General features: G+C 52.4%; 28 protein-coding genes. 19 read left to right on the plus strand and 9 right to left on the minus strand.

The window, feature by feature from the left end; all coding sequences use genetic code 11:
* Positions 1 to 65: 65 nt before the first annotated feature.
* The 3 genes from HMPREF3047_RS03595 to HMPREF3047_RS03605 all read right to left on the minus strand — a co-directional run bounded on the left by HMPREF3047_RS03595 (position 66) and on the right by HMPREF3047_RS03605 (position 1,693).
* A complete protein-coding gene (locus HMPREF3047_RS03595) occupies positions 66 to 677 on the minus strand; it encodes a BON domain-containing protein (protein ID WP_039862284.1) in 612 nt (203 codons plus the stop codon).
* 70 nt (positions 678 to 747) lie between these two features.
* On the minus strand, positions 748 to 1,341 hold the full coding sequence (locus HMPREF3047_RS03600; protein ID WP_003749391.1) for a phosphoheptose isomerase: 594 nt from the start codon (positions 1,339 to 1,341) through the stop codon (positions 748 to 750).
* A gap of 4 nt (positions 1,342 to 1,345) precedes the next feature.
* On the minus strand, positions 1,346 to 1,693 hold the full coding sequence (locus tag HMPREF3047_RS03605; RefSeq protein ID WP_070712220.1) for a YraN family protein: 348 nt from the start codon (positions 1,691 to 1,693) through the stop codon (positions 1,346 to 1,348).
* 65 nt (positions 1,694 to 1,758) lie between these two features.
* Here HMPREF3047_RS03605 and rsmI point away from each other — a divergent pair, with 65 nt between their 5' ends.
* A complete protein-coding gene (rsmI, locus tag HMPREF3047_RS03610) occupies positions 1,759 to 2,646 on the plus strand; it encodes a 16S rRNA (cytidine(1402)-2'-O)-methyltransferase (RefSeq protein ID WP_070712221.1) in 888 nt (295 codons plus the stop codon).
* Positions 2,647 to 2,863: 217 nt separating this feature from the next.
* A complete protein-coding gene (locus tag HMPREF3047_RS03615) occupies positions 2,864 to 3,484 on the plus strand; it encodes a DUF1269 domain-containing protein (protein WP_070712222.1) in 621 nt (206 codons plus the stop codon).
* A 257-nt stretch (positions 3,485 to 3,741) separates the two neighbouring features.
* Here the strand turns inward: HMPREF3047_RS03615 and HMPREF3047_RS03620 are convergent, their stop codons facing one another.
* The 3 genes from HMPREF3047_RS03620 to HMPREF3047_RS03630 all read right to left on the minus strand — a co-directional run bounded on the left by HMPREF3047_RS03620 (position 3,742) and on the right by HMPREF3047_RS03630 (position 8,051).
* Entirely contained in the window at positions 3,742 to 4,551 is an 810-nt protein-coding gene (locus HMPREF3047_RS03620) for an alpha/beta hydrolase (RefSeq protein ID WP_070712223.1), read from the minus strand.
* A 114-nt stretch (positions 4,552 to 4,665) separates the two neighbouring features.
* Positions 4,666 to 5,655 (minus strand): peptidylprolyl isomerase, encoded by a 990-nt coding sequence (locus HMPREF3047_RS03625; protein ID WP_070712224.1) that lies wholly within the window; start codon positions 5,653 to 5,655, stop codon positions 4,666 to 4,668.
* A complete protein-coding gene (locus HMPREF3047_RS03630; RefSeq protein ID WP_349267137.1) occupies positions 5,652 to 8,051 on the minus strand; it encodes an LPS-assembly protein LptD in 2,400 nt (799 codons plus the stop codon). The genes HMPREF3047_RS03625 and HMPREF3047_RS03630 overlap by 4 nt, the downstream gene beginning before the upstream one ends.
* Positions 8,052 to 8,120: 69 nt before the next feature.
* On the opposite strand from HMPREF3047_RS03630, the gene amgK reads away from it, so the two are divergent.
* Both amgK and mnmG read left to right on the plus strand, forming a co-directional pair.
* On the plus strand, positions 8,121 to 9,125 hold the full coding sequence (gene amgK / locus HMPREF3047_RS03635) for an N-acetylmuramate/N-acetylglucosamine kinase AmgK (protein WP_070712226.1): 1,005 nt from the start codon (positions 8,121 to 8,123) through the stop codon (positions 9,123 to 9,125).
* Between the two features lie 82 nt (positions 9,126 to 9,207).
* Entirely contained in the window at positions 9,208 to 11,103 is a 1,896-nt protein-coding gene (mnmG, locus tag HMPREF3047_RS03640) for a tRNA uridine-5-carboxymethylaminomethyl(34) synthesis enzyme MnmG (protein ID WP_070712227.1), read from the plus strand.
* Between the two features lie 158 nt (positions 11,104 to 11,261).
* Here the strand turns inward: mnmG and HMPREF3047_RS03645 are convergent, their stop codons facing one another.
* Positions 11,262 to 11,849, minus strand: coding sequence for a GNAT family N-acetyltransferase (locus HMPREF3047_RS03645; RefSeq protein WP_070583731.1), 588 nt, complete (start codon positions 11,847 to 11,849; stop codon positions 11,262 to 11,264).
* A 94-nt stretch (positions 11,850 to 11,943) separates the two neighbouring features.
* Positions 11,944 to 12,534, minus strand: coding sequence for a 5-formyltetrahydrofolate cyclo-ligase (locus tag HMPREF3047_RS03650; RefSeq protein WP_070712228.1), 591 nt, complete (start codon positions 12,532 to 12,534; stop codon positions 11,944 to 11,946).
* Between the two features lie 78 nt (positions 12,535 to 12,612).
* Between HMPREF3047_RS03650 and HMPREF3047_RS03655 the strand changes: the two genes are divergently transcribed.
* The 14 genes from HMPREF3047_RS03655 to HMPREF3047_RS03720 all read left to right on the plus strand — a co-directional run bounded on the left by HMPREF3047_RS03655 (position 12,613) and on the right by HMPREF3047_RS03720 (position 24,202).
* Positions 12,613 to 12,855: a hypothetical protein gene (locus tag HMPREF3047_RS03655; RefSeq protein WP_004520263.1), complete on the plus strand. Its 243-nt coding sequence runs from the start codon at positions 12,613 to 12,615 to the stop codon at positions 12,853 to 12,855.
* Between the two features lie 177 nt (positions 12,856 to 13,032).
* Positions 13,033 to 13,761 carry a 30S ribosomal protein S2 gene (gene rpsB, locus HMPREF3047_RS03660; protein ID WP_002258397.1) on the plus strand — a complete coding sequence of 243 codons (729 nt, stop codon included), beginning with the start codon at positions 13,033 to 13,035 and terminating at the stop codon, positions 13,759 to 13,761.
* Between the two features lie 124 nt (positions 13,762 to 13,885).
* Entirely contained in the window at positions 13,886 to 14,740 is an 855-nt protein-coding gene (tsf, locus tag HMPREF3047_RS03665) for a translation elongation factor Ts (RefSeq protein ID WP_036493709.1), read from the plus strand.
* Between the two features lie 221 nt (positions 14,741 to 14,961).
* Positions 14,962 to 15,681: a UMP kinase gene (pyrH, locus tag HMPREF3047_RS03670; protein WP_003708812.1), complete on the plus strand. Its 720-nt coding sequence runs from the start codon at positions 14,962 to 14,964 to the stop codon at positions 15,679 to 15,681.
* Positions 15,682 to 15,842: 161 nt separating this feature from the next.
* Positions 15,843 to 16,313: a 23S rRNA (pseudouridine(1915)-N(3))-methyltransferase RlmH gene (gene rlmH, locus HMPREF3047_RS03675; protein WP_036493712.1), complete on the plus strand. Its 471-nt coding sequence runs from the start codon at positions 15,843 to 15,845 to the stop codon at positions 16,311 to 16,313.
* 170 nt (positions 16,314 to 16,483) lie between these two features.
* Complete coding sequence (gene pyrE / locus HMPREF3047_RS03680) at positions 16,484 to 17,125, plus strand: orotate phosphoribosyltransferase (protein WP_003682682.1); 642 nt, start codon at positions 16,484 to 16,486, stop codon at positions 17,123 to 17,125.
* 96 nt (positions 17,126 to 17,221) lie between these two features.
* Positions 17,222 to 17,617: an MJ0042-type zinc finger domain-containing protein gene (locus HMPREF3047_RS03685; RefSeq protein ID WP_036493714.1), complete on the plus strand. Its 396-nt coding sequence runs from the start codon at positions 17,222 to 17,224 to the stop codon at positions 17,615 to 17,617.
* Positions 17,614 to 18,927: an amino-acid N-acetyltransferase gene (gene argA / locus HMPREF3047_RS03690; RefSeq protein ID WP_036493716.1), complete on the plus strand. Its 1,314-nt coding sequence runs from the start codon at positions 17,614 to 17,616 to the stop codon at positions 18,925 to 18,927. Before HMPREF3047_RS03685 ends, argA begins: the two co-directional genes overlap by 4 nt.
* Positions 18,928 to 18,972: 45 nt before the next feature.
* Positions 18,973 to 19,752: an exodeoxyribonuclease III gene (locus HMPREF3047_RS03695; protein ID WP_003684015.1), complete on the plus strand. Its 780-nt coding sequence runs from the start codon at positions 18,973 to 18,975 to the stop codon at positions 19,750 to 19,752.
* Positions 19,739 to 20,083 carry a hypothetical protein gene (locus tag HMPREF3047_RS03700; RefSeq protein WP_036493720.1) on the plus strand — a complete coding sequence of 115 codons (345 nt, stop codon included), beginning with the start codon at positions 19,739 to 19,741 and terminating at the stop codon, positions 20,081 to 20,083. The genes HMPREF3047_RS03695 and HMPREF3047_RS03700 overlap by 14 nt, the downstream gene beginning before the upstream one ends.
* A 10-nt stretch (positions 20,084 to 20,093) precedes the next feature.
* Positions 20,094 to 20,627, plus strand: coding sequence for an alpha/beta hydrolase (locus HMPREF3047_RS03705; RefSeq protein ID WP_036493722.1), 534 nt, complete (start codon positions 20,094 to 20,096; stop codon positions 20,625 to 20,627).
* 158 nt (positions 20,628 to 20,785) lie between these two features.
* The gene (locus HMPREF3047_RS03710; RefSeq protein ID WP_036493724.1) at positions 20,786 to 22,897 is read left to right on the plus strand and encodes a TonB-dependent receptor; all 2,112 of its coding nucleotides are present in this window, start codon (positions 20,786 to 20,788) and stop codon (positions 22,895 to 22,897) included.
* A gap of 170 nt (positions 22,898 to 23,067) precedes the next feature.
* Positions 23,068 to 23,763: a thiol:disulfide interchange protein DsbA/DsbL gene (locus HMPREF3047_RS03715; RefSeq protein WP_003749428.1), complete on the plus strand. Its 696-nt coding sequence runs from the start codon at positions 23,068 to 23,070 to the stop codon at positions 23,761 to 23,763.
* A 139-nt stretch (positions 23,764 to 23,902) separates the two neighbouring features.
* Positions 23,903 to 24,202, plus strand: a complete 300-nt coding sequence (locus HMPREF3047_RS03720; RefSeq protein ID WP_083297171.1) for a hypothetical protein — start codon at positions 23,903 to 23,905, stop codon at positions 24,200 to 24,202.
* Positions 24,203 to 24,304: 102 nt separating this feature from the next.
* Here HMPREF3047_RS03720 and ffh read toward each other — a convergent pair whose 3' ends face one another.
* Complete coding sequence (gene ffh / locus HMPREF3047_RS03725) at positions 24,305 to 25,675, minus strand: signal recognition particle protein (protein WP_070583716.1); 1,371 nt, start codon at positions 25,673 to 25,675, stop codon at positions 24,305 to 24,307.
* A gap of 182 nt (positions 25,676 to 25,857) precedes the next feature.
* On the opposite strand from ffh, the gene ccsA reads away from it, so the two are divergent.
* A complete protein-coding gene (gene ccsA / locus HMPREF3047_RS03730) occupies positions 25,858 to 26,670 on the plus strand; it encodes a cytochrome C assembly family protein (RefSeq protein ID WP_070583714.1) in 813 nt (270 codons plus the stop codon).
* The last annotated feature ends 127 nt before the right edge of the window (positions 26,671 to 26,797 follow it).

Genomic DNA, 26,797 nt, shown 5'->3' on the forward strand with positions numbered 1-26,797 from the left:
TGTGGCAGGTAATCGTTGGAGGAATGGCCGTCTGAATGTTCAGACGGCCCCGGGTTGCCTGTGAATCAGTTGGCAACGTAGTTTTGATAGAGGGTCACGACTTTTTGTACGCCGACGGTCGTGCTGACTTTTTGGGTCACGCGGGCTTGTTCGTCAGGCGTGAGGATGCCCATCACATAGGTCACGTTGCCGTAAGTCACGATTTTGACGCGTGCTTGGGTGGCCGGGCTGAGGCCCAACAGGGTGGCGCGGACTTTGGATGTACCCCAGGTATCGTTGGTCACGTCGCCGAGTGAACGCGCTTGTGAGGCAACGGTGATGTAGTTGTACACGCCTTCTGCGGCTTGTTCGGAACGGGCGATGCGTTCAACAAATTGTTTTTCGCCTTCGGTAGCCACTTGGCCGAGCAGGAGCAGGTGGCGGTTGTAGCCGACAACGTTCAGTTTGGGCTTGTAGCCTTGGACTTGGTTGTTTTGGCGCAGGTAGGAGCGTGCGGTGGTTTCGACGCGCAAGGCCATAACGTTGTCGTCGGTTTGCGCGCCGGTGGTGCGGCGGTCGACGGCGGATTTGGTGCCGACGGCTGCACCGCCGATCAGTGCGCCGACGCAGCCGCTCAGACTCAGGCTCAAGAGGGTCGCAGTCAGAACGGGGAGGGCGTAGCGTTTGATATTCTTCATATCCTTTTCCTTGGGTATGGACGGGTGGGCGTTCAGACGGCCTTTAAGGGGGCCGTCTGAAAAGAAAGGGTTACATGCCTTCAAGCAGGACGGAGTCGATGCAGTCGCACATGGCGTGAATCAGCAAAATATGGTTTTCCTGAATGCGGGCAGTGCGCGGATAAGGGACGTTGAGCAAAACGTCGGTATCTTTGAGCATGGCGGCGATTTTTCCGCCGTCGCGGCCGGTCATGGCGATGACGTGCATGTCGCGTTCGTGTGCCGCTTTGATGGCTTCGATGACGTTGGCGGAATTGCCAGAGGTGGAGATGCCGACCAATACGTCGCCGGCACGTCCGAGCGCGCGCACTTGTTTGCTGAATACGTGGTCGAAACCGTAGTCGTTGCCGATGGCGGTCAGTGCGGAAGTGTCCGTTGTTAGTGCGACAGCGGCCAATTCCATACGCTCTTTTTCAAAACGGCCGGTCATTTCGGCGGCGAAGTGTTGCGCGTCGGCAGCCGAACCGCCGTTGCCGCAGGCCAGGATTTTGCCGTCGTTCATCAGGCATTGCAGCATCAGCTCGGCGGCCTGTGCGGTCGGCTCGACCAGTACTTTTTCAGCTTCCTGCTTGGCGCGGATGCTCTCGGCAAAATGTGCGGAAACGCGTTCTTGTAATGTTGTCATGAGGTTAACCTGTAATATTTTGAATCCATTCGGGCGGGCCGTCGCCCTCGATCAGTACCGCGTCTAGGCGGCAGGGCGCATGGTTTAACCCGTGCTTTTGCAGATAATACTCTACACTTCGTTGCAATTTCAATAATTTGGACGGCGAGATGCTGTATGCGGCACCACCGAAACCTCGGTTTTTGCGGTATTTTACTTCAACAAACACAATCGTACCGCCGTTTTTGACGATTAAATCGATTTCGCCGTAGGCACAATGCCAGTTCCGCGCCAACAGCGAGCAGCCTTTGTCCAGCAGGAATGCCAGCGCCGCATCTTCGGCCGCCGCCCCCTGTTTGTGGTTTAAGCGCATGAAAAGTTTACCCGTTATATAATCATTGTTTTTAAAGAGACGCCGTTTCAGACGGCCTTGAATCTATGTACACAAAACACCTGCAAAAAGCCGTCGACAGCATCGAAAAACAGACATTATACGTTGTCGCCACACCCATCGGCAATTTAGCCGACATAACGTTGCGCGCACTGGCCGTGCTGCAAAAGGCCGACATTATCTGCGCCGAGGACACCCGTGTTACCGCCCAGCTTTTGAGCGCATACGGCATTCAGGGCAAACTCGTGAGCGTTCGCGAACACAACGAGCAGCAAATGGCCGACAAAATCATCGGCCATCTTTCAGACGGCCTGAGCGTCGCCCAAGTTTCGGATGCGGGTACGCCAGCGGTGTGCGATCCGGGTGCGAAACTTGCCGCCCGCGTGCGCGAAGCCGGATTTAAAGTGGTGCCTGTGGTCGGCGCAAGCGCGGTCATGGGGGCGTTGAGCGTGGCCGGTGTGACGGAATCCGATTTTTACTTCAACGGTTTCCTGCCGCCTAAGGCCGGCGAACGCCAAAAACTGTTGACCAAATGGGTGGAAGCCGATTTTCCGATTGTGATGTTTGAAACGCCGCACCGTATCGAAGCAAGCCTTGCGGATATGGCCGCGCAGTTCCCCGAACGCCGTTTGACATTGGCGCGCGAAATTACCAAAACGTTTGAAACCTTCCTCTGCGGCACGGTTGCCGAAATTCAAGCCGCCCTTAAAAATGACAGCAACCAAACGCGCGGCGAGATGGTGCTGGTGTTGCACCCTGCGGTGAAAGAGAAGCACAGCGATTTGCCCGAAGCGGCGCAAAATACCATGAAAATCCTTGCGGCCGAGTTGCCGACCAAACAAGCCGCCGAGCTTGCCGCCAAGATTACCGGCGAAAGCAAAAAAACCTTGTACGATTTAGCGTTGGAGTGGAAACGGATTTCAGACGACGCTTGAGGTCTTGTAGGCTTATTTCTCTCAACCTGTGGTGTAAACAACGCGACGATTTCCTACAGGTAAGGCTGGGTATTGTTCGTTATCCGTTTGCCGGTTCTACAGGCTTTATATAGGTAAAGTTCTGTTTGCCGCATTGCTCCCCCCCCCCCTTGTAATTTACATGACACTGCATACAACTAGTATGTTCTTAAATCTTTCAATCTACGGGAGTGGACTTATGAAACAAAACATCATCGTTGCCTTATTCGACATCTCCAGCGAAGCTTATCAAGCCTTTTCTGAATTGAAAGCTTACTCGCAGACAACAGATGCTTTGGTGGCACAAGCCGTTTTGGTTAAAAAGGAAAATGGTCTGATTATCCCAGCAGAAAGCACCGACTTTACCGCCAATACGGTCGAAGGCACATGGACGGGCGGCCTCATTGGTTCGCTGGTCGGCATCCTCGGCGGTCCTATCGGTGTTCTGTTGGGTGGAGCTACTGGCGCACTCATCGGCAGTGATGTAGGCACTGCCCAAACATTGGGAGAGGGGGCGTTGCTGGAAAATACAGCCAAAAAACTGGATAACGGCAGTACTGCAATCATTATTTTGGCGCAAGAATCCGACGAGGCTGTATTGGATGCTTTCTTCCACCGTTTCAAAACCGTTATTCTCCGGCAAGATGCAGCCGTTGCCCAACAGGACGTATTGGCAGCAATAGAAGCGCAGGAAGAAGTGGCACGTCAGGCACACGAAGCTTGGAAAAAACAGCGCAAAGCCGAACGCAAAGAGAAAGTGGAAGCCTTCAAGGCCGACATCAAACAAAAATTCGACGAATTGGCAGCCAAGTTGAAATAACACTGCCACCAACCCAAGGTATGTAACCGCTCAAATTTTCCGTTTCGGATGCATGCCAAACCGGTTTGAGGCTACCTGAAAATCTATTTTTCAGGTAGCCTCTCCCTTTTTCATGCCCCGAGACCTTTGCAAAGGTCTCAACCTATGTTATTGCGAAGGTCTCGGCCTTTTTATAATTGGATTTTAGATTGATCCAATAGGTTCAATACGCTTCTAAGTTTGCATTTCAGACGGCCTTGATGTTTGGCGAACCTGCTTCAACGTTGCCATGCGCTGCGCAAATATTCGATGCAGTCGGTCAGGGCGTAAAACGGGGCGTTGCCGTGATTGGCGTTGGGGTAGAGGGTAAAGCGGACATCCGCGCCGAGGTGGTGCAAAGTGCCGGCAAGGATTTTGGCTTGTGCGACCATGCCGTGGCTGGTTTGGTCGGGGCGGTTGTTTCTGCCTTCATATTCGCCTGCGCCAAGGCGGATGCCGATTCCTTGCGGTAAAGTGTCGGGCAGCCAATCGAGTACGCGGCGGTCTTGCCACCAGATAGACGGCGAAACCAGCAAATAATGGCGGAATCGTTCGGGACGGGTGAATAGGGAATAGAGGCCGTACAAGGCACCGAACGAATGGCCGAAGACGGCTTGGTTTTGGGTATCGATGCGGTATTTGCTGTTGAGCAGGGCGGAGAGTTCGTCATCGATAAAGTGGCTGAAGCGGTCGGCTTGGCCGTATTGTTTGCGTTCGGATTCGGGCGCGTTGTCGGGCAGCGGCGGCGTGTAGTCGAGGGCGCGTTGGCTTAAGTCGCGGATGGTGCCGCCGGTGTAGCCGATACCGACAATCAGACAGGCGGCATGGCTTTTGGTAATGGGATTGATGAGCAGGGATTGCGCCATATTGAGGATGGCGGGGAAAAAGGCATCTCCGTCAAGAATATACAGTACGGGATAGCCGCCTGCCGGACGCTCGCCGAGTGCCGCGGCTTGAATGCGGTAGGTGCGGCCGGTGTGGGCGGAGGTAATGGCGGTTTCTTCGGCTTGCAGCAGGGTGGCGGTTTGCCAGTTGGGACGGATAGGCATGATGGGGTGCTTTAATCAATGGGTTGCTTAAGTAAAAGGAGAAAAGGCCGTCTGAATAATCGGTTTCAGACGGCCTTATTGTACGGATTTCTGCTTTTTTAACAATACGCGCGATTAGCGTACGTCAACGTAGGAGCTGCTGTGCAGTTCGCGCAGGAGGTTGGTGGTCGCCTGTTGTGCTTTTTGTTGGGACAGGTATTGGCGGACGGCGTTTTGTTGGCGCTCTTCAGGCGTACCTGCTTCGCGGACGTCGTTCAGCTTGATGATGTGCCAGCCGAATTGGGTGCGGACAGGGGCGCTGATTTGGCCGGGTTTGAGTTTGTGGACGGCTTCTTCAAACGGGGCAACCATCATGCCGTCGGCAAACCAGCCCAAATCGCCGCCATTGCCGGCGCTGCTGTCTTGCGAATATTGGCGTGCCAAACCGCCGAAATCTGCGCCGCTGCGGGCTTGTGAGTAGATTTTGCGGATGGTGCTTTCTGCGCCGACGGCGGCATTGTCGTTGTCGGCTTTAATGAGGATGTGTTGGGCATGGTATTGGCGCACAGGGTCTGCTTCAGGCAGGGTTACGCCTTGTTGTTTGGCCTGCTCGATGTAGCGTGCCACTTCGGAGTCGCTGACGCGGCTGTTTTGCATGATGGCCTGTTGGCGCACTTTTTCAACAATAATGCTGTCGGCGATGTCTTGACGCACGGCGGCAGACGGATTTTTGATGTTGGGGTTGTGCGCGATAACGGCTTCGATTTCGCTATCGGTCGCTTGGATGTTGCGGCGTTTGCCTGCTTGGAGAATCAGGGATTGGTTGATCATTTGTGCCAAAACTTGTTGGCGCAGCTCGTTGGCGTCCATTTGCGTGCCTTTAGGCATGGTTTGGCGCGCTTGCGCTACGGCTTGCGCTACTTGGCGGTGGGTAATGACTTCGTTGTCGACAACCGCAGCAATGCCGTCTGAAAGATGTACGCCGCTTTGTACGGCAGGCATGGTGGTGGCGCTGACGACTGGAGTTTTGTTGGCACGCGCTTTGCCTGCTTTGGCTTTAGGGGCGGCGTGTGCGCCTACTGCAAGAGTGAGTGCGGCGACGAGAATCAGGGGTTTGAAGTTCATTGTTTGACTACCTCGTTGGTTTTGCTGTAACCGGGGATGGCTAAGCGGAGTTTTTCGAATGGGTTGTTGCCGATATTGCTCAAGTCTTTGAGTTGGAGGTTGAAGAATACGGCGTTTTTGTGGCTGTTTTCGCCGGTAACATAGCGTTGGCCGACCAAGCTTGCGCTCCAGCAGCCGCAGTTGCTTTTGTATTCTGCACCGATGAGCATTTCCAGCGGTTTTTTGGCTTCGATTTCGTAGTTGTAACGGGCAACGGCGTACAGGTTTTTACTCAACGGCCATTGGGCTGCAAGGTCGACTTGGCTGAGCCTGTCGTAGAAATAGTCGCCGTTGGCTTGCAGATAGATGCGCTCGTTGCGTCCGTATTTGTAGCGCGCGCTTAAGACTTTGCCGGGTTCGGGGTTGTAGGTAATCCCTGCGGCGTAGCTTTCGGCACGGCTTAGGTTTTGGTTGTAGTGGATGTCCAAATCAATGCGGGTGCTCGGGGTAAGGTTGCCGTGTGCAAAGGCTACCCAGTCGGATTGGCTGCGCGGATAATTGCTGACGTTGCCGTCAGGCAGGACGTTGTCTTTTTTGAAATAAAACTTCTGGCCGATACCTGCACGGAAGAGTTCTGCACCGGTGTTGGGGTTGAGGATACGGCTTTGTGTGGCCAGCGTCAGGCTGTTGGCCGAATTGATGCGGTCGTTGCCCGAATACAGATTTTCGCGGAACAGCTGCGAATAGGTAAAGCTGTTTTCGGAGCTGTCGAAATTAGGCAGGTCGTTTTGGGACTTGGTCGGAATGTAGTTGTAAAACAGGCGCGGTTCAAGTGTTTGCAGGTATTCCCCGCCGAAGAGCCGGGCCCTGCGCTCGAAAGTCAGGCCGCTGTCGACGTTGATAATCGGCAGGACGCGGCTGACATTGCGACCGCTTTGACCGTTGAAGCTGTTGAGGCTGTAATAAGTGGCATGTACGCCGACTTTAGGCCGGATGTAGCCCCATTGGTTATGGAAATCCCATTTGACGCTCGGATACAGCACTACACGGCTGCCGTCTTGCTTGGTATCGTGATCAAAACGGGTGAATTGGCCTAATACGTTAAGCTGAGCCTTGCCGATATGGCTTTGCCAACGGCCGGTCAGACGAGGCATGATGGCATAAGGCTCGTCTTTATAACCGTCTTGGTTGGCCAGCGTTTGATATTTTTGTACGCGCAACGAGCCGTCGAAGCTGCCGCCCAACAGTTTGTCGCTGTAATTGAGCCATGCCTGACGGTCAAGGTTGACGTTGCGTGCGATGTCTTCGCGGCCATAGAAGTCGCGGTAGTAATCGTCGTCGGAAACTTGGTTGTAGTTAATGCCGCCACTGATTTTGCTGTTCAGCTGCTGCTGGTGTTTCCATTTGAGCTGGTAGCGGTTGTTGTGGACGCTTTTTTGGTCGTTCGGCATCCAGTCGCCATCGACTTCGCCACTGTAATTCGGTTGCAGATAACGCACTTGGCCGCCCAGTTGCACACCGCGTTTGCTGATGATACCCGGACGGATGGTGGCATCCAAATTCGGCGCAAGGTTGAAGTAGTAGGGCAGGCTCAGCTCAAGGCCGTCTGAACCTGTAGCAATGGTCGGAACGAGCAGGCCGCTTTTGCGGTTGCCGTTGATGGGAAAGTCCGCCCAAGGCGTGTAGAGGACGGGGACGCCGCCGAATACGAGCGAAGCGTGTTTGGCCACGCCGATACCTGTCGACTCATCGGCTTCAATGCTTTGCGCTTGGATATACCAGCTGGCGTCGCCGGGCGAACAGGTGTTGAATTTGGTATTGATGAGCTTGTAGAGGCCTTTGCCTTTGAGTTCGGCTTTTTCACTGACACTTTGAAGGCGGCGGCCGCCTTGTTCGGTATTGAGGCGCACGGCGGTGCCGGAGCCGGTTTGGTCTTTGAGGTTGTAAACCAATTGATCGCCGGATACGGTCGAACCGTTTTGATACAGGGTAAAGCGGTCGCCGGCGGTAACGGTGTCGGTGGCTTGGTCGTATTGTGCCCAATCGGCGTTGAGAACATCGGCATTGCGCTCGACAATGACGTCGCCTTCGGCACGGACGCCGACTTGGGTCTGACCTTCTATTTTATCGGCGTTGACGCGGGTGTAATCGGCAGGCAGGGCAGGCTCGCCGCTGCGTTTGATTTCGGCGGTTTCGGCCGGCTTGGCATCTTCATGGTCGCAAAACAGGCAAGTGCTGCCCAAGGAAAGCGGATCGGCTTCGCTTTGGCCTGTTTTTGCCGGTTTGGATTCGGCGGCGTGGGCAGGGGTATAGTCTTCCGCCTGCGGAACAGAAGCATCTTCCGCGCGCACGGCTGTTGCGCCAAAGCCCATAATTAAGGCGAGTACCAAGGGTTTGAGTGAAAATAAACGAGCCAAAATCGCCCCTTAAATCGGTTTGCCAGTTAGAATAGCGGTTATTGTAACCTGAAATTCTGCGATACCGCTATGCAACGACAAACCGAATTAAAAAACTGGCTGGAGTCTGTTTACCCGAACCAGTCGTTCGAATTGAGCTTTGCGGCAGCCGATGCCGACTTCCGCCGCTATTTCCGCGCGACGTTTTCAGACGGCCAGACCGTCATCTGTATGGACGCGCCTCCTGAGAAGATGAGTGTTGCGCCGTATTTGAAAGTGCAAAAACTGTTTAACATGGTCAATGTGCCGCAAGTGCTTCATGTGAATGAAGCGTTGGGCTTTATGGTGTTGAACGATTTGGGCAACACCACATTCCTGACTGCCATGAATCAGGAAAACAGTGAAACCGCCCACAAAGCCCTGCTGCTCGAAGCCATCGACGAACTGATCGAGCTGCAAAAAGCCAGCCAGCCCGGCAAACTGCCGGAATACGACCGCGAAGTCATGCTGCGTGAGATTAACTTGTTCCCCGAATGGTTTGTGGCCAAAGAATTGGGCCGCGAGTTGACCTTCAAGCAACGCCAGTTGTGGCAGCAAACCGTCGATACGCTGCTGCCGCCCTTGTTGGCGCAGCCCAAAGTGTATGTCCACCGCGACTTTATCGTCCGTAATCTGATGCTGGAAAAAGGCCGCCCGGGCGTATTGGACTTCCAAGACGCGCTTTACGGCCCGATTTCCTATGATTTGGTGTCGCTGCTGCGCGATGCGTTTATCGAATGGGAAGAAGAATTTGTATTGGACTTGGTCATCCGTTACTGGGAAAAAGCACGCGCTGCCGAGTTACCTGTGCCTGCCGAGTTTGACGAGTTCTACCGCTGGTTTGAATGGATGGGCGTACAACGCCATTTGAAAGTGGCCGGTATTTTTGCCCGTCTGTACTACCGCGACGGCAAAGACAAATACCGCCTGGAAATTCCGCGCTTCTTGAACTACTTGCGCCGCGTATCGCGCCGCTACAACGATTTGGTGCCGCTCTATGCGTTGCTTGTCGAATTGGTCGGCGATGACGAATTGGAAACAGGCTATACCTTCTAAGCTTGGTTTTAAGATTTGATTCCACTTTTCAGACGGCCTGATCAACAAAAGGCCGTCTGAAACCTTTACAGAACACATAAAAATGACTTACATGATTTACCCCAAAACCTACGACGTGATTGTCGTCGGCGGTGGCCATGCCGGTACCGAAGCCGCGCTTGCCGCCGCACGCATGGGTGCGCAAACCCTGCTGCTCTCACACAACATCGAAACCCTCGGTCAAATGTCGTGCAACCCCTCCATCGGCGGTATCGGCAAAGGCCATCTTGTGCGCGAACTCGATGCGCTCGGCGGCGCAATGGCGTTGGCCACCGACAAATCCGGCATCCAGTTCCGCCGTCTGAACGCCAGCAAAGGCGCGGCAGTACGAGCCACGCGCGCGCAGGCAGACCGTATCCTATATAAAGCCGCCATCCGCGAAATGCTGGAAAACCAAGAAAATCTGGAGCTTTTCCAACAAGCCGTCGAAGACGTAACGCTCGACGGCGAACGCATCAGCGGCGTGGTTACTGCGATGGGCGTGGAGTTTAAAGCACGCGCCGTCGTGTTGACCGCCGGCACGTTTTTGTCCGGCAAAATCCACATCGGTTTGGAAAACTACGAAGGCGGCCGCGCCGGCGATCCTGCCGCCAAATCCTTGGGCGGCCGTTTACGCGAATTGAACCTGCCGCAAGGCCGTCTGAAAACCGGCACGCCGCCGCGTATTGACGGACGCACGATTGAATTCTCCCAGCTCACCGAACAGCCCGGCGACACACCCGTTCCCGTAATGTCCGTACGCGGCAGCGCCGATATGCACCCGCGCCAAGTGTCCTGCTGGATTACGCATACCAACACGCAAACCCACGACATCATCCGCTCAGGCTTCGACCGCAGCCCGATGTTTACAGGCAAAATCGAAGGCGTCGGTCCGCGCTACTGCCCGTCTATCGAAGACAAAATCAACCGTTTCGCCGACAAAGACAGCCACCAGATTTTCCTCGAACCCGAAGGACTGACCACGCACGAATACTATCCAAACGGTATCTCCACCAGCCTACCGTTCGACATCCAAATCGCCCTCGTCCGCAGCATGAAAGGCCTCGAAAACGCCCATATCCTGCGCCCCGGCTACGCCATCGAATACGACTATTTCGATCCGCGCAACCTTAAAGCCAGCCTTGAAACCAAAACCATCCAAGGCCTCTTTTTCGCCGGACAAATCAACGGCACGACCGGCTACGAAGAAGCCGCCGCACAAGGCCTGCTCGCCGGTGCAAACGCCGTGCAATACATCCGCGAACAAGACCCACTCCTGCTGCGCCGCGAACAAGCCTATCTCGGCGTATTGGTGGACGACCTCATCACCAAAGGCGTGAACGAACCTTACCGAATGTTCACCAGCCGTGCCGAATACCGCCTGCAACTCAGGGAAGACAACGCCGATATGCGCCTGACCGAAGACGGCTACAAAATCGGCTTGGTGGGTGAAGAACAATGGCGCATGTTCAACGAAAAACGCGAAGCCATCGAACGCGAAATCCAACGTTTGAAAACAACGTGGTACACGCCGCAAAAACTCGCCGAAGAAGAGCAGCTGCGCGTATTCGGCCAAAAACTCAGCCGCGAAGCCAACCTGCACGACCTCCTGCGCCGTCCGAACCTCGACTACGCCGCACTGATGACCCTGCCCGACGCACAACCTGAAACCGCACTTGCCGACAGCGTGGTCGAACAAGTCGAAATCCAAGTCAAATACCAAGGCTATATCGACCGCCAAAACGAAGAAATCGACAGCCGCCGCGACATCGAAACCTTAAAGCTGCCCGAGGATATCGATTACAGCAAAGTCAAAGGTTTGTCAGCAGAAGTGCAGCAAAAACTGAATCAGCACAAACCCGAAACCGTCGGCCAAGCCAGCCGCATTTCCGGCGTAACCCCTGCCGCCGTCGCATTGCTGATGGTGCATTTGAAACGCGGATTTAAAGATGCCAAGTAAGGTTTAATCCGAAATAAAGGCCGTCTGAAACTTTCAGACGGCCTTTATTTATCAGGGGATTGATGGTGTTGCACCTTATTTCATTAATTTTTTAAAGAGTTCGGATTGTCAGCAAGATGGGCGTATTCTGATGAAAAAATGAAGAAGAAAACGTTTTTTCAGGACGCGTCATAAGCTGCCGCTTTTTCGAGCAGTTTTACCCTTGCCTGCGGCCATTCCTCACGCAGCAGGCTGTATTCAACCGTATCGCGCACGCTGCCGTCTTTCCGCAGCTTGTGGCAGCGCAAGATGCCGTCTTGGTGTGCGCCCAAGCGTTCGATGGCGCGTTGGGAGGCGGTGTTGAGGTTGTCGGTCTGCCAGCAGACGCAACGGCAGTTTAAAGTGTCGAAAACGTAGTCGAGCAACATGATTTTGCAGGCGGTATTGATGTGCGTGCGCTGTGCCGACAGGGCATACCATGTGTAACCGATATACAGGCGTGGGATGGCGGGGTCGATGTGGTAAAGCGAAGTCGAACCGACGATTTTGCCCGTATCTTCGTCGATGACGGCAAAGGCGAGACGGGTTTGCATAGCAGTACGGATATAGTCCGCCACTTGGTGGGGTTCGGGCGCGGTGGTTACGTTGAGCTTCCAGACTTCGCCGTCGCAAACTGCTTCGCGCAAACCAGCTTCGTGTGCCGCCGTCAAAGGTTCGAGACGGACGCGGTCGAAGGACAAAACGGGAGCGGATGAAAAATCAGCCATGTGGTTTCCTTTGTATTTGATGGTTTGATTTTTCAGACGACCTTTTATAGTGTCTTAATGGACGGCTTTTTTGAGGTCGTCTGAAAGCTATTGATTAATGATGTTTGAACACCAGCACGCCCGACTCCGATACAAACCCGTCCAACGGCAGGTCGTGCGGTTCGGTCGGCAGTGTGTTGGTCAGTTGGCAGCCGAAGCCTACGCCCAGGGTTTGGGTTTGCAGGCGGTATTTCGTGGCGGAGAGGGTGGCGTCGTAATAGCCGCCGGCTTGTCCGAGGCGGTAGCCGCGTTTGTCGATGCCGACGATGGGGACCAGCAGCAGGCTGAGTTGGTGGACACGGATTTTTTTGCCGGTGAATTGGGGGACATGCAATTTGGCGCGGCCGCGTTTGCGTTCTTGTTTGGCACCGTCGGCAGGGTAGGGGGTGAACCACATCCGCCGCGTGTTCGGTTCGATATAGGGCAGGTAGAGTTTTGCGCCGCGTTTTTGTGCGGCACGGACAAAGCCGTCCAATCGCAATTCCTTGCCCATCGGCCAATACACGCCGATTTTCCGTCCTTTTTTGATGCAGGGCTTGAGCAGGCGGTTGATGGTTTCGGTGGCGGCGTTGCGCTCGTCTGCGCTCATTTGGGCGCGTGCGCGGCGGAACTGTTTGCGTAGTGCCGATTTTTCGGGATTCCTCATTTTCAGACGGCCTTTCGGGATTGCGGTAGAATGTTGCGATTATAACGATTTTGTTAACATTCAAACAGGACGCACACGATGTGGCACATTGTCGCCATCGGCTATCTTTTTGTTGCCGTGATGTTTTCCGCCGCGCAGCCGAGTATTGCGCGCGCGTTGATTTATTTGGTTTTTTGGGCAGTGTTGCCCACTGTGTTTACGGTCTTTGTCGTGACCATCCGCCGCCGCAACCGCCTGATGAAACGGCAGGAGCAGGCGGAGTTTGAGGCGGCCCGACAAAAGGCGGTACAGACGGATGAAAAACAGGATGGAAAGGTATAAAATCCCTTTTCAGACGGCCTCTTATCCGCTATAATCCGTCAGTTTTCCATTTCGGAAACACTCTTTTATTTTTTAAAACTTATGCCCACTTTCGCCGAAGGGTGCTTGACAATAGGCGCCGCCTATCAAGTTCTATGCGATTGAATGTGTGCTCTTTAACCCTTTCAAGGAAATAACATGTCTCAAATTACTATGCGTCAGATGATTGAAGCCGGTGTTCACTTCGGTCACCAAACCCGTTTCTGGAACCCGAAAATGGCTCAATACATTTTCGGTGCGCGCAACAAAATCCATATCGTAAACTTGGAAAAAACCCTGCCGATGTTCCAAGAGGCGCAAGAAGCCGTACGCCGTCTGGTTGCCAACAAAGGTACAGTATTGTTCGTAGGTACCAAACGCCAAGCCCGCGACATCATCCGCGAAGAAGCTACCCGTGCCGGTATGCCTTTCGTTGATCACCGTTGGTTGGGCGGTATGTTGACCAACTACAAAACCGTTAAGCAATCCATCAAACGCCTGGAAGAAAAAACTGCTGCCCTGGAAAACGCTGCTGAAGGCGGTTTCAACAAAAAAGAAATTCTGGAAATGCAACGCGACGTTGAAAAACTGGAACGTTCTTTGGGCGGTATCAAAAACATGAAAGGCCTGCCTGACGCGATTTTCGTTATCGATACCGGCTACCAAAAAGGTACTCTGGTTGAGGCTGAAAAACTGGGCATCCCTGTTATCGCTGTAGTCGATACCAACAACAGCCCTGACGGCGTGAAATACGTTATCCCTGGTAACGATGACTCCGCCAAAGCCATCCGCCTGTACTGCCGCGGCATCGCCGACGCAGTTTTGGAAGGCAAAAACCAAGCGCTGCAAGAAACTGTAGCCGCTGCCCAAGAAGCTGCTGCCGAGTAATTCGGTACACGGAAGAGGGGCGTTATGCCCCTTTTCTCAAATCCCGTTCTGAAATCTGTTTCAGACGGCCACTATTTCCAAACACGGCAAATGGCCGTGTTCCCAAAAATCTAGGAGATTCAAAATGGCAGAAATTACTGCAAAAATGGTTGCCGACCTGCGCGCCGCTACCGGCTTGGGCATGATGGAATGCAAAAAAGCCTTGGTTGAAGCCGAAGGCAACTTCGACAAAGCCGAAGAAATCCTGCGTATTAAATCCGGTGCGAAAGCCGGTAAACTGGCCGGCCGTACTGCTGCCGAAGGCGTATTGGCTTACGCGATCAATGGCAATGTCGGTGCATTGGTTGAAGTAAACTGCGAAACCGACTTCGTTGCTAAAGACGCCGGCTTCGTAGAATTTGCCAACTTCGTTGCGAAAACTGCTGCCGAGAAAAAACCGGCTACCGTTGAAGAACTGAGCGAATTGGTTGAAGCAGAACGTAAAGCCATCATCGCTAAATTGGGCGAGAACATGTCTGTTCGCCGCTTCCAAGTGATCGACACTGCCAACCAACTGGTTGCCTACATCCACGGTGCTTTGGCTACCGAAGGCGTATTGGTTGAGTACAAAGGCTCTGAAGACGTAGCACGCAAAATCGGTATGCACATCGTTGCCGCCAAACCTCAATGCGTATCCGAAGCCGAAGTGGATGCCGAAACCATCGAAAAAGAACGCCACATCTACACCGAGCAAGCCATTGCTTCCGGCAAACCTGCCGAAATCGCCGCTAAAATGGTTGAAGGCCGTATCCGCAAATTCTTGGCTGAAATCACTCTGAACGGCCAAGCATTCGTGATGAACCCTGACCAAACTGTTGCCCAATTCGCTAAAGAAAACGGCACTGAAGTGATCAGCTTCGTACGCTACAAAGTAGGCGACGGTATCGAGAAAGCCGTTGTTGACTACGCAGCCGAAGTTGCTGCCGCTGCTAAAGTGTAAGGCACTTATGAAAAAGAAAGCACCTAGATTCCAAACGAATCAGGGTGCTTTTTTTTGAGAAAACCGTTTACGGTACCTAATTTAAGACGGCTGAATATTCAGGCCGTCTGAAAACCAAAACAATAATAAACCGACACACTCTATCATTAATATTCCGGCCGTTTGAAAATTCAGACGGCCCGCCCCCCCGACCGACGACATTCAAGAAAGCAAGGTATCCCATGACACAGCAAATCAAATACAAACGCGTATTACTGAAACTCTCCGGCGAATCCCTTATGGGCTCTGATCCATTCGGCATCAATCACGATACCATCGTTCAAACTGTCGGCGAAATTGCCGAAATCGTGAGAATGGGCGTGCAAGTCGGTATCGTTGTCGGCGGCGGTAACATTTTCCGCGGCGTATCTGCACAAGCAGGCAGCATGGACCGAGCCACTGCCGACTACATGGGCATGATGGCGACCGTCATGAACGCCTTGGCACTCAAAGACGCATTTGAAACCTTGGGCATCAAAGCGCGTGTTCAATCCGCACTGTCTATGCAGCAAATCGCTGAAACTTACGCCCGTCCTAAAGCCATTCAATATTTGGAAGAAGGCAAAGTTGTGATTTTTGCCGCCGGTACCGGTAATCCGTTCTTCACGACCGACACTGCCGCCGCATTGCGCGGTGCGGAAATGAACTGCGACGTGATGCTCAAAGCCACCAACGTGGACGGCGTGTACACCGCGGACCCGAAAAAAGACCCATCGGCAACACGCTATGAAACCATTACTTTTGACGAAGCCTTGTTGAAAAACCTCAAAGTGATGGATGCCACCGCCTTCGCCCTCTGCCGCGAACGCAAACTCAATATCGTGGTCTTCGGCATTGCTAAAGAAGGCTCGCTCAAACGCGTGGTAACCGGCGAAAACGAAGGTACGCTGGTTCACTGCTAATCATTGAAAGGCCGTCTGAAACAGCCGAACGGGATACATTCGGCTTTCAGACGGCCTTTTATTTTCAGTCGGTTGCGTGGGCATTGGCTCATGGTTTGAAAAGGTTGAGAACTTGCTTGACCATAATGCCCAGCCGACAATTCGATAACAAAGGATACCCCATGAATATCACCGTCTTGGCTGTCGGCACGAAAATGCCGCGTTGGGTCGATGAAGCCGTCGGCGAGTACGCCAAACGCTTCGGGCGCGATGTCAATTATGCGCTGAAAGAAATCAAGCCGGAAAAACGCGGTGCGGGTGTGAATGCGGCTCAGGGCATGGCGGCTGAAGAAAAACGCCTGCTGGAAGCCATCCCGCAGGGCGCGTTTTTGGTGGTATTGGACGAACGCGGCAAAGCGCCGACTTCGGTCGAATTGGCGCAACATTTGAAAAGCTGGCAGCAAAACGGCGAACACGTCTGCTTTATTATCGGCGGCGCAGACGGCATGACCGACCGTTTGAAACAGCAGGCAAACATGATGATGCGCCTTTCCAGCTTGACCCTGCCGCACGGCATGGTGCGCGTTTTGCTGACCGAGCAGCTTTATCGCGCCGTTTCGATTTTGCACAACCATCCGTATCATCGGGAATAATCCGTTTTGATTGCCGTGATAAGACGGCAATGCCGCCTTGTCGGTTTGAAAAGGAATAGGGCAAGTCGGTTAAAAGCGGGGCGAACCCGTTTTTCAGACAGCCTGATTTTTCCGCATGAATCCTTTATAATCGTTTCTTTGATAAATCAACATCTTTCGGGAGAACCCAAATGTCCGATTTCCGTCAAGACTTCCTCAAATTCGCTTTGGCACAAAACGTGTTGAAATTCGGCGAATTTACGACCAAGGCCGGCCGTCAGTCGCCTTATTTTTTCAATGCCGGTTTGTTCAATGACGGCGCATCGACTTTGCAGCTGGCGAAATTTTACGCCGAAGCCATTATTGCCAGCGGCGTGAAGTTCGATATGCTGTTCGGCCCAGCCTATAAAGGCATTATTTTGGCGGCGGCGACAGCGATGATGTTGGCGGAAAAAGGCGTAAACGTACCGTTTGCCTACAACCGCAAAGAAGCCAAAGACCACGGCGAGGGCGGTGTGTTGGTGGGCGCGCCTTTGAAAGGCCGCGTGTTGATTATCGATGATGTGATTTCCGCCGGTACATCCGTGCGCGAGTCGGTCAAACTGATTGAGGCCGAAGGCGCAACGCCTGCCGCAGTGGCCATTGCGCTCGACCGCATGGAAAAAGGCACGGGCGAATTGTCGGCGGTGCAGGAAGTGGAAAAACAATACGGCCTGCCGGTGGTTTCGATTGCCAACCTGAACGACTTGTTCACGCTCTTGCAAAACAATGCCGAATTTGGCGGCTTCTTCGAGCCGGTCAAAGCCTATCGCGAACGTTACGGCGCGGTTTAAATAACATTATGCTCAGGTCGTCTGAAGCAGTTTTCAGACGGCCTGAAGCATTGGCTAAAATATATTTTTGATTCAATACACTTACGGAAAATACTCATGCCTGCTTGTTCTTGTCCTCATTGTAAAACGCCGCATTGGGTGAAAGATGCCCAGTTGAACGTGGCGCAGGGTTTTGTGGTCTGCACGCGTTGTTCGGGGATGTTTAAGGCCAAGGATTATCTGTCGGGCAACCTGCCGGCCGATCCGGCCCATCTGCCTGTGGCGGTAACGGATGTGCGCCTCGTGCATAACATCGGCGCGCAAATCCTCAAACATTCCAAACTCTCGCGCAAAGAAATTTCCGATTTGCTCAACAGCGCGCTCAAGGAAGAGCCCAAGGCGGAAGAGCAGGTAGCGGTCAAAACGCGCAAGGACGGGTTCAACTGGACGTTGGCATCGCTGATTGCGCTGACGGTTTTGATTATGCAACTCTTTTATCTTGCACTGCTATGAGTAACATCGCTCATTTTGTTGCCAGCTTTCGCGAAGCCGCGCCCTATATTCAATATTTGCGTGGCAAAACCATGGTGGTCGGCGTGACCGACAGCCTGTTGGAAGGCGAAACCCTGATCCGTTTGGCCGCAGATTTGAACCTGTTGGCCAGCTTGGGCTTGCGTTTGGTCTTGGTGCACGGTTCGCGGCATTTGCTCGACAAATTGGCTTCGGGTCGGAATTTTGTTCCGAAATACAGCGGCAGCCGACGGATTACCGATGAAGCGACCCTGATGGAAGTGAAGCAGGTGGCGGGGATTATCCGCAGCGATGTCGAAGCAGCTTTGTTCAGCAGCGTATCTGCGCAGCAACGGAGCAAGCCGCCGGTTATCGCGTGCGGCAACTTTATTACCGCCCGTCCGTTGGGCGTTATCGACGGCGTAGACATGGGCTATACCGGGACCGTCCGCAAAATCGACGCGGAAGAAATCCGTTTGCGTTTGGATGGCGGCGCCGTGGTGCTGATCAGCCCTTTAGGGCATTCGTACAGCGGCAAAACCTTCAACCTGAGTATGTGCGAAACCGCGCAGGAAGCGGCCATGGCTTTGCAGGCGGAGAAGCTGGTTTTCCTGACCGAAGAAGCCGGTATTTGCCGAGCTGACGGCTCTTTGGCCAATACTTTGTCTGTCGGCGAAGTGCAGGAGCTGATACGTGACAATCCGGATGCACCTGCCGATTTGCTGCATGCGGCGGTAGGTGCGTTGGAAAACGGCGTATCGCGGGTGCAGATTCTCAACGGCCGTGAAGACGGCAGCCTGCTGCGCGAGCTGTTTACCCGCGAGGGCAGTGGTACATCTATTGCCCGTGAGCCGTTTGTTTCCATCCGTCAGGCACGCAGCGACGATATTCCGCACATCATCGCCTTAATCCGCCCTCTGGCGGAACAAGGCATTTTGTTACACCGCAGCCGCGAGTATTTGGAAAACCATATTTCCAGCTTTTCCGTATTGGAACACGATCAAAACATTTACGGCTGCGTGGCGTTGAAAACCTTTTCCGAGCCGGACTGCGGCGAATTGGCCTGTCTGGTGGTGTCGCCCGAAGCGCGCGATGGCGGCTACGGCGAACTGCTGTTGGAACATCTGTTCCAAAAGGCACGCGCCTTAAATATCAAAAAGCTTTTCGCCTTATCCACGCATACGGGCGAATGGTTTGTCGAACGGGGTTTTCAGACGGCCTCAGCCGATGACCTGCCTGCCGAACGCCGGCAGGAATACAATGCCAACGGCCGCAATTCCAAAGTATTTGTTTATGACTTGCAGGCCGTCTGAAAAACTTCAATCCTATTATCCGTTTTTAAAAATCACTCAAATCTTATGTTGAAAATTATCTCTGCCAACGTCAACGGCATCCGCTCCGCCTATAAAAAAGGTTTTTATGAATACATCGCCGCTTCCGGTGCCGACATCGTCTGCGTGCAGGAACTGAAAGCTCAAGAAGCCGACCTGTCAGACGATATGAAAAATCCGCACGGTATGCACGGCTACTGGCATTGCGCCGAAAAGCGCGGTTACAGCGGCGTGGCGGTGTACAGCAAACGCAAACCCGACAATGTGCAAATCGGCATGGGCATTGAAGAATTTGACAGAGAAGGCCGTTTTGTCCGTTGCGATTTCGGCAAGTTGTCGGTAATTTCGCTGTATCTGCCCAGCGGCAGCAGCGCGGAAGAGCGCCAACAAGTGAAATACCGCTTTTTGGACGCGTTCTATCCCATGCTCGAAGCCATGAAAAACGAAGGGCGCGACATCGTCGTCTGCGGCGACTGGAACATTGCCCACCAAAACATCGACTTGAAAAACTGGAAGGGCAATCAGAAAAATTCGGGCTTCTTGCCTGAAGAGCGCGAATGGATAGGCAAAGTCATCCACAAGCTCGGTTGGACGGATATGTGGCGCACACTTTATCCGGATGTGCCGGGCTATACATGGTGGAGCAACCGCGGACAAGCGTATGCGAAAGATGTCGGGTGGCGCATCGATTATCAGATGGTTACGCCGGAGTTGGCCGCCAAAGCTGTTTCCGCACATGTTTATAAAGACGAAAAATTCTCGGATCACGCCCCTTTAGTTGTGGAGTATGACTATGTTGCCGAATAAGGTTTTTGGTAAATATGATTGGAATATAAACGGCAAAACCGGCGTAGGCGCAGCGTGGGTCGTAGCGGCATTTGTGCTGCCTATGCTGGTGTGGGCGGTGTTTATGTTGGCGCGGATGTCCGGCTGGGTTGAGCCGACCAAGGCCAATCCGACATGGGCGTTGGTATGGCTGCTGTTTTCATTGCCTTGCCTGTTGATTGCGGCCAAATGCTTTGCTTGGAAGGGCTGGCGGCTGATTGCCAACATCGTACTGTGTCTGGCGACTTGTGCCATTCTCAGCGTGCCTGCCGCCTTGTTGATCGCATTTACACTCAACGACTTGCTCAAATAGGCCGTCTGAAATGCAGAGCTTCGAACTCGAAGAAATGGTGCTGTTTCTGATACGCGATGCGGATGAAGCGGAAATGTGGATAGACCGCTGGGCGGTCAGCTATCCGATTGTTCAAACCGCCGAAGCCGATGGTCGGCAAACCGTTTCCGAATGGCAACACGCCATTCAGACGGCCTTTGAGCATATTGTCAGCAAAAATATTGCCGTTGTGGCTCATGGTGCCGGTGTGTCTGCATTTTTGGCATGGCTGTACCAAGCCGACATCATGACGCAAAAACGCCTGACCAATATTATTTTGGTCTCGCCGCGTCCCGAGGCTTTTCCCGAAGACGAAATCCATACGTTCCAACGCGTCCGCTGCCCTTGCCGTACGGCGTTGGTCATCGCTGAAACAAACGGCACGCCACGCGATTGGGCGCAAGAACAGGCCGACCGCTGGCAGGCGCGCCTGCTTCAGTCGCCGCATTCCGGCCGGTTAAACGGCGCACTCGGCGGCTGGCAATGGGGCATGAAGCTGATGCAGGAAATGTTGTTAAGTAAATAGTTTAGAAGGGTTTATCAAGAAGAGAGGCCGTCTGAAACCGATATGAGTTTCAGACGGCCTTTGTTTACAAATATCATGTTAAATATAATTAAAAGAAACTATTCTCATTTCTTTGTGAGACAGTATAATTCGGTTGTTTCGTTAAATTGAGTATAAAAATGCAAATACCATTTCATTTAGCTTTATTACCCACGTTGATTATCGCTTCTTTCCCTGTTGCTGCCGCCGATACGCAGGACAATGGTGAACATTACACTGCCACTCTGCCCACCGTTTCCGTGGTCGGACAGTCCGATACCAGCGTACTCAAAGGCTACATCAACTACGACGAAGCCGCCGTTACCCGCAACGGACAGCTCATCAAAGAAACGCCGCAAACCGTCGATACGCTCAATATCCAGAAAAACAAAAATTACGGTACGAACGATTTGAGTTCCATCCTCGAAGGCAATGCCGGCATTGATGCTGCCTACGATATGCGCGGCGAAAGCATTTTCCTGCGCGGTTTTCAAGCCGACGCATCCGATATTTACCGTGACGGCGTGCGCGAAAGCGGACAAGTGCGCCGCAGCACCGCCAACATCGAGCGCGTGGAAATTCTGAAAGGCCCGTCTTCCGTGCTTTACGGCCGCACCAACGGCGGCGGCGTCATCAACATGGTCAGCAAATACGCCAACTTCAAACAAAGCCGCAACATCGGTGCGGTTTACGGCTCGTGGGCAAACCGCAGCCTGAATATGGACATCAACGAAGTGCTGAACAAAAACGTCGCCATCCGCCTCACCGGCGAAGTCGGGCGCGCCAATTCGTTCCGCAGCGGCATAGATAGCAAAAACGTCATGGTTTCGCCCAGCATTACCGTCAAACTCGACAACGGCTTGAAATGGACGGGACAATACACCTACGACAATGTGGAGCGCACGCCCGACCGCAGCCCGACCAAGTCTGTGTACGACCGCTTCGGATTGCCTTACCGCATGGGTTTTGCCCACCCGAACGATTTTGTGAAAGACAAGCTGCAAGTTTGGCGTTCCGACCTCGAATACGCCTTCAACGATAAATGGCGCGCCCAATGGCAGATTGCCCACCGCACGGCGGCGCAGGATTTCGACCATTTCTATGCGGGCAGCGAAAACGGCAGCCGAATCAAACGCAACTACGCCTGGCAGCAGACCGACAACAAAACCCTGTCGTCCAACTTCACGCTCAACGGCGACTACTCCATCGGCCGTTTTGAAAACCACCTGACCGTAGGCATGGATTACAGCCGCGAACACCGCAACCCGACATTGGGTTACAGCCGCACCTTTTCCGCCTCCATCAACCCCTACGACCGCGCAAGCTGGCCGGCTTCGGGCAGATTGCAGCCCGTTCTCACTCAAAACCGACACAAGGCCGATTCCTACGGCATCTTCGTGCAAAACATCTTCTCCGCCACGCCCGATTTGAAATTCGTCCTCGGCGGCCGTTACGACAAATACACCTTTAATTCCGAAAACAAACTCACCGGCAGCAGCCGCCAATACAGCGGACACTCGTTCAGCCCCAATATCGGCGCAGTGTGGAACGTAACGCCCACCCACACGCTCTACGCCTCGTATAATAAAGGCTTCGCGCCTTATGGCGGACGCGGCGGCTATTTGAGTATCGACACGTCGTCTGCCGCCGTGTTCAACGCCGACCCCGAGTACACCCGCCAATACGAAACCGGCGTTAAAAGCAGTTGGCTGGACGACCGCCTCAGCACTACGTTGTCTGCCTACCAAATCGAACGCTTCAATATCCGCTACCGCCCCGACGCGCAAAATGATCCCTACACTTGGGCAGTCAGCGGTAAACACCGTTCGCGCGGCGTGGAATTGTCCGCCATCGGGCAAATCATTCCCAAAAAACTCTATCTGCGCGGTTCGTTGGGCGTGATGCAGGCGAAAGTCGTTGAAGACAAAGAAAATCCCGACCGAGTGGGCATCCATTTGAATAACACCAGCAACGTTACCGGCAACCTGTTTTTCCGTTACACACCAACCGAAAACCTCTACGGTGAAATCGGCGTAACCGGTACGGGAAAACGCTACGGTTACGACTCAAGAAACAAAGAAGTGACCACACTTCCAGGCTTTGCCCGAGTTGATGCCATGCTCGGCTGGAACCATAAAAATGTTAACGTTACCTTTGCCGCGGCCAATCTGCTCAATCAAAAATATTGGCGTTCGGATGCCATGCCAGGTAATCCGCGCGGCTATACTGCCCGGGTAAATTACCGTTTCTGATGAAATCAGGCAAAGGCCGTCTGAAAATAAGGCTATGATCTAAGCCATATTTCAGACGGCCTTTTATAAAGGTTGAAATAAAACTAAACACATTTTTTCACTCAAATCGAACACACCTCCAACAAAATGCCATAAAATCCGCCCATTGATTTGAATGTAAAGAGATACCTATGAAACTGAAAACCTTAGCCTTGACCTCATTAACCCTGTTGGCATTGGCCGCTTGCGGCAAACAGGCGGAAACCAGCGTTCCGGCGGATAGCGCCCAAAGCAACACATCTGCTCCGGCAGCCCCTGCCGCATTGACCGAAGGTGTCAATTACACCGTATTGTCCAATCCGATTCCGCAACAGCAGGCCGGCAAAATCGAAGTATTGGAATTCTTCGGCTACTTCTGCCCGCATTGCGCCCATCTTGAGCCTGTCTTGAGCGAGCACATCAAAACGTTTAAAGACGATACCTATATGCGCCGGGAGCATGTCGTGTGGGGTGACGAAATGAAACCTTTGGCACGTTTGGCGGCCGCAGTGGAAATGGCCGGTGAATCAGATAAAGCCAACAGCCATATTTTCGATGCGATGGTTAACCAAAAAATCAACTTGGCCGATACCGATACCCTGAAAAAATGGCTGTCCGAACAAACAGCGTTTGACGGCAAAAAAGTATTGGCTGCATTTGAAGCGCCCGAAAGCCAAGCGCGTGCGGCTCAAATGGAAGAATTGACCAATAAATTCCAAATCAGCGGCACGCCGACTGTGATCGTCGGCGGCAAATACCAAGTCGAATTTAAAGACTGGCAGTCCGGCATGACCACGATTGACCAGTTGGTGGACAAAGTACGCGAAGAGCAGAAAAAGCCGCAATAAGTTGAGGATTGAATGAGCAAAGGTTTCGCGTCCCTTATCTCTTTTTCCTTCACTGTGCTGAAAGATCCAAACCATGTGTGATTACTGTTCTGACCTGCGACCTACCGTTCGTATCAGGGTTCCGAAAGAATTATCGCAAATGTTACTGCAAGCCTCTGATCGTTTAGCAGACGGCACGCTTATCGATATTACTCCAGCCTACGACAAAGTTTATGGTCCCAGCCTTGATTTTGCCAAAACCATCGCCAATAGCGGTTACATTACCCATACTGATTCTCAGGGTAATCGTGACATATATGGTTGGAACGATTTCGTGGTACATTATTTTCAATGTACGCACTGCAATGCCGTTTTCAGGCTTGGTGCCGAAACCTACCATGGTAGTGGTGGCCAATGGGAAATGTTGGAAGAGGCAACGATACGCTATGAAAATCCTTAAAAGGAATAGATTTCATAGTTATATGTGAATAGTAATTCTTGCTAGAGTAAAAACAAAAACGCCGTCTGAAACTTTTCAGACGGCGTTTTCGGTCAAATTAGCTTACAAACCCGGGAACATGCCTTTCATTCCCTTCATGCCTTTGGCCAAGCGCATCAGTTTGCCCAAGCCGTTGCCGCTGAACATCTTCATCATTTGTTGCATTTGTTCAAACTGTTTGAGCAATTTGTTCACTTCCTGCACGGTCGTACCCGCGCCCATTGCAATACGGCGTTTGCGGCTGGCTTTGAGCAGGGCAGGGTTGGCGCGTTCTTTTGGAGTCATCGAGTTGATGATGGCTTCTACTTTGCCCATCGCTTTTTCAGCCGTTCCTTCGGGGATTTTTTTCGATATTTGACCCAGTTCGCCAGGCATTTTTGACATTAGGTTTTCCAAGCCGCCCATATTGCGCATCTGTTGGATTTGCTCTTTAAAGTCGTTGAGGTCGAAGCCTTTGCCTTTTTGCAGCTTTTTCGCCATTTTGGCGGCGGCTTCTTCATCAATACCTTTTTGAACGTCTTCAATCAGGGTCAATACGTCACCCATGCCGAGGATACGGCTGGCAAGACGGTCGGGGTGGAAAGGTTCGAGGCCGTTGATTTTTTCGCCGACACCGATAAATTTAATCGGTTTGCCGGTTACATGGCGTACGGACAATGCCGCACCGCCGCGCGAGTCGCCGTCCATCTTGGTCAATACGACACCGGTCAGCGGTAGGGCTTCATTAAATGCCTGAGCGGTATTTACCGCATCCTGACCCAGCATGGCATCAATAACGAACAAAGTTTCAACCGGGTTGACCGCCGCATGAAGCGCTTTGATTTCGTTCATCATCTCTTCATCGATTGCCAGGCGGCCAGCGGTATCGACCATCAAGACATCGTAAAAATGTTTTTTAGCGTAATCAACGGCGGTAGTTGCAATCTCAACCGGTTTTTGGTTGGTGTCGGATGGGAAAAAGTCCACGCCGACCTGTTCGGCCAACAGGCGCAGCTGTTCAATCGCGGCAGGGCGGTAAACGTCGGCGGATACCACCAAGACTTTTTTCTTCTGATCGTTTTTCAGCAGGCGGGCGAGTTTGCCGACGGTTGTTGTTTTACCGGCACCCTGCAAACCGGCCATCAAAACGATGGCAGGCGGTGAAACCGATAAATCCAGCGTTTTGTTTTCCTTGCCCATCAATTCGACTAAGGCTTGGTTGACCACGCCGATAAAGGCTTGGTCAGGCGTCAGGCTGCCGACGACTTCTTGGCCAAGGGCCTGTTCTTTGACTGTGTTGACGAATTCTTTAACGACGGGTAATGCAACGTCGGCTTCCAGCAGGGCAAGACGAACCTCGCGCAAGGCTTCTTTAATATTGTCTTCGGTCAGCGTTGATTGGCCGCGAATATTTTTAAGTACCTTGCTGAAGCGGTTGGTCAGGTTGTCTAACATACTTATCCTTGATAATGAGAATAGCTGCCCAATACAGGGCATTCTTTGTTAAAATAAAATTCGGATTATTTTACACGATAGTCCGAAGTTATGCTTCAAGAACACAAACACGTACACAAAGGCCGTCTGAAACCCTGCCGGCTGTCCGTCAAGTGTTCACACCTCTATTGAGAAAGATATTTATGCCGATTGTCTTAATCTGCCTTATGCTGGTGTATGCCGGATTGGGCGCATTTTCCTGGTTGCAACATAAAAAGCACAATAATAAGTCTTACCCGCTGAAAACCGAGCTTCTGATTTTGAGCGGCGCATTATTGGTACATGGCGCAGCATTGATGTTCCCTGTATTGCAGGATAGGGTATTGATTACCGGTTTTGGTTATTCGCTCAGTCTGATAGTCTGGCTGATGCTGATGATGTATTGCTTGGGCAGCTTCTTTTATTGTCTGCGCGGAGTGCAACTCTTATTGTATCCCTGTGCCGCATTGACCTTATTGTTGGGTTTCCTTTTCCCGGGGGATTTTTCAGGTCGCCAAATTGTAGACTTATTGCCACTGTCGCACATCGCATCATCATTGCTTGCATACGGATTGTTTGGCATCGTTACCTTATTTGCCATCCTAATCCTTTTAATCAACCGTAATTTGCACAAACGCCGTTTTTCCGCATTGGTCAGCTTCTTGCCACCTTTATTGAGTTTGGAAAAACTTATGTTTCAAGGTATGTGGGCAGGTTTCGTTTTATTGACCTATTCTGTAATCAGCGGTACGTTTTTTGCAGAAACTATTTTCGGCAAGCCGATGACCTTCACGCATAAAACCATCTTCAGTATTATGTCGTGGCTGATTTATGGCGCATTATTGTTGAAACACAGCATGACCGCATGGCGCGGCAAAAAAGCCGCCGTTTGGACTATTGTCGGATTTGTCAGTCTGATTTTTGCCTATGTGGGCAGTAAATTTGTCCTAGAAATTGTCCTTCAACGTATTGGATAAATAGAAAACATAAAAAAGGCCGTCTGAAAGAGCAATTCAGACGGCCTTTGTTTTGTGTTCTTTTGTATGTATGGATAGTGTAGGAAGGTTGCTGGAGTTTTTTATAAAATAAAAACCCTGTTAAAAC

Origin of the sequence: Neisseria sp. HMSC075C10, assembly GCF_001815615.1 — a bacterium.
Classification (GTDB): Bacteria; Pseudomonadota; Gammaproteobacteria; order Burkholderiales; family Neisseriaceae; genus Neisseria; species Neisseria subflava_A.

Bases quoted from the DNA above. Each gene is read 5' to 3' on its own strand.
- HMPREF3047_RS03595 (WP_039862284.1), bottom strand. From the start codon at position 677: ATGAAGAATATCAAACGCTACGCCCTCCCCGTTCTGACTGCGACCCTC.
- HMPREF3047_RS03600 (WP_003749391.1), bottom strand. From the start codon at position 1,341: ATGACAACATTACAAGAACGCGTTTCCGCACATTTTGCCGAGAGCATC.
- HMPREF3047_RS03605 (WP_070712220.1), bottom strand. From the start codon at position 1,693: ATGCGCTTAAACCACAAACAGGGGGCGGCGGCCGAAGATGCGGCGCTG.
- rsmI (WP_070712221.1), top strand. From the start codon at position 1,759: ATGTACACAAAACACCTGCAAAAAGCCGTCGACAGCATCGAAAAACAG.
- HMPREF3047_RS03615 (WP_070712222.1), top strand. From the start codon at position 2,864: ATGAAACAAAACATCATCGTTGCCTTATTCGACATCTCCAGCGAAGCT.
- HMPREF3047_RS03620 (WP_070712223.1), bottom strand. From the start codon at position 4,551: ATGCCTATCCGTCCCAACTGGCAAACCGCCACCCTGCTGCAAGCCGAA.
- HMPREF3047_RS03625 (WP_070712224.1), bottom strand. From the start codon at position 5,655: ATGAACTTCAAACCCCTGATTCTCGTCGCCGCACTCACTCTTGCAGTA.
- amgK (WP_070712226.1), top strand. From the start codon at position 8,121: ATGCAACGACAAACCGAATTAAAAAACTGGCTGGAGTCTGTTTACCCG.
- mnmG (WP_070712227.1), top strand. From the start codon at position 9,208: ATGACTTACATGATTTACCCCAAAACCTACGACGTGATTGTCGTCGGC.
- HMPREF3047_RS03645 (WP_070583731.1), bottom strand. From the start codon at position 11,849: ATGGCTGATTTTTCATCCGCTCCCGTTTTGTCCTTCGACCGCGTCCGT.
- HMPREF3047_RS03650 (WP_070712228.1), bottom strand. From the start codon at position 12,534: ATGAGGAATCCCGAAAAATCGGCACTACGCAAACAGTTCCGCCGCGCA.
- HMPREF3047_RS03655 (WP_004520263.1), top strand. From the start codon at position 12,613: ATGTGGCACATTGTCGCCATCGGCTATCTTTTTGTTGCCGTGATGTTT.
- rpsB (WP_002258397.1), top strand. From the start codon at position 13,033: ATGTCTCAAATTACTATGCGTCAGATGATTGAAGCCGGTGTTCACTTC.
- tsf (WP_036493709.1), top strand. From the start codon at position 13,886: ATGGCAGAAATTACTGCAAAAATGGTTGCCGACCTGCGCGCCGCTACC.
- pyrH (WP_003708812.1), top strand. From the start codon at position 14,962: ATGACACAGCAAATCAAATACAAACGCGTATTACTGAAACTCTCCGGC.
- rlmH (WP_036493712.1), top strand. From the start codon at position 15,843: ATGAATATCACCGTCTTGGCTGTCGGCACGAAAATGCCGCGTTGGGTC.
- pyrE (WP_003682682.1), top strand. From the start codon at position 16,484: ATGTCCGATTTCCGTCAAGACTTCCTCAAATTCGCTTTGGCACAAAAC.
- HMPREF3047_RS03685 (WP_036493714.1), top strand. From the start codon at position 17,222: ATGCCTGCTTGTTCTTGTCCTCATTGTAAAACGCCGCATTGGGTGAAA.
- argA (WP_036493716.1), top strand. From the start codon at position 17,614: ATGAGTAACATCGCTCATTTTGTTGCCAGCTTTCGCGAAGCCGCGCCC.
- HMPREF3047_RS03695 (WP_003684015.1), top strand. From the start codon at position 18,973: ATGTTGAAAATTATCTCTGCCAACGTCAACGGCATCCGCTCCGCCTAT.
- HMPREF3047_RS03700 (WP_036493720.1), top strand. From the start codon at position 19,739: ATGTTGCCGAATAAGGTTTTTGGTAAATATGATTGGAATATAAACGGC.
- HMPREF3047_RS03705 (WP_036493722.1), top strand. From the start codon at position 20,094: ATGCAGAGCTTCGAACTCGAAGAAATGGTGCTGTTTCTGATACGCGAT.
- HMPREF3047_RS03710 (WP_036493724.1), top strand. From the start codon at position 20,786: ATGCAAATACCATTTCATTTAGCTTTATTACCCACGTTGATTATCGCT.
- HMPREF3047_RS03715 (WP_003749428.1), top strand. From the start codon at position 23,068: ATGAAACTGAAAACCTTAGCCTTGACCTCATTAACCCTGTTGGCATTG.
- HMPREF3047_RS03720 (WP_083297171.1), top strand. From the start codon at position 23,903: ATGTTACTGCAAGCCTCTGATCGTTTAGCAGACGGCACGCTTATCGAT.
- ffh (WP_070583716.1), bottom strand. From the start codon at position 25,675: ATGTTAGACAACCTGACCAACCGCTTCAGCAAGGTACTTAAAAATATT.
- ccsA (WP_070583714.1), top strand. From the start codon at position 25,858: ATGCCGATTGTCTTAATCTGCCTTATGCTGGTGTATGCCGGATTGGGC.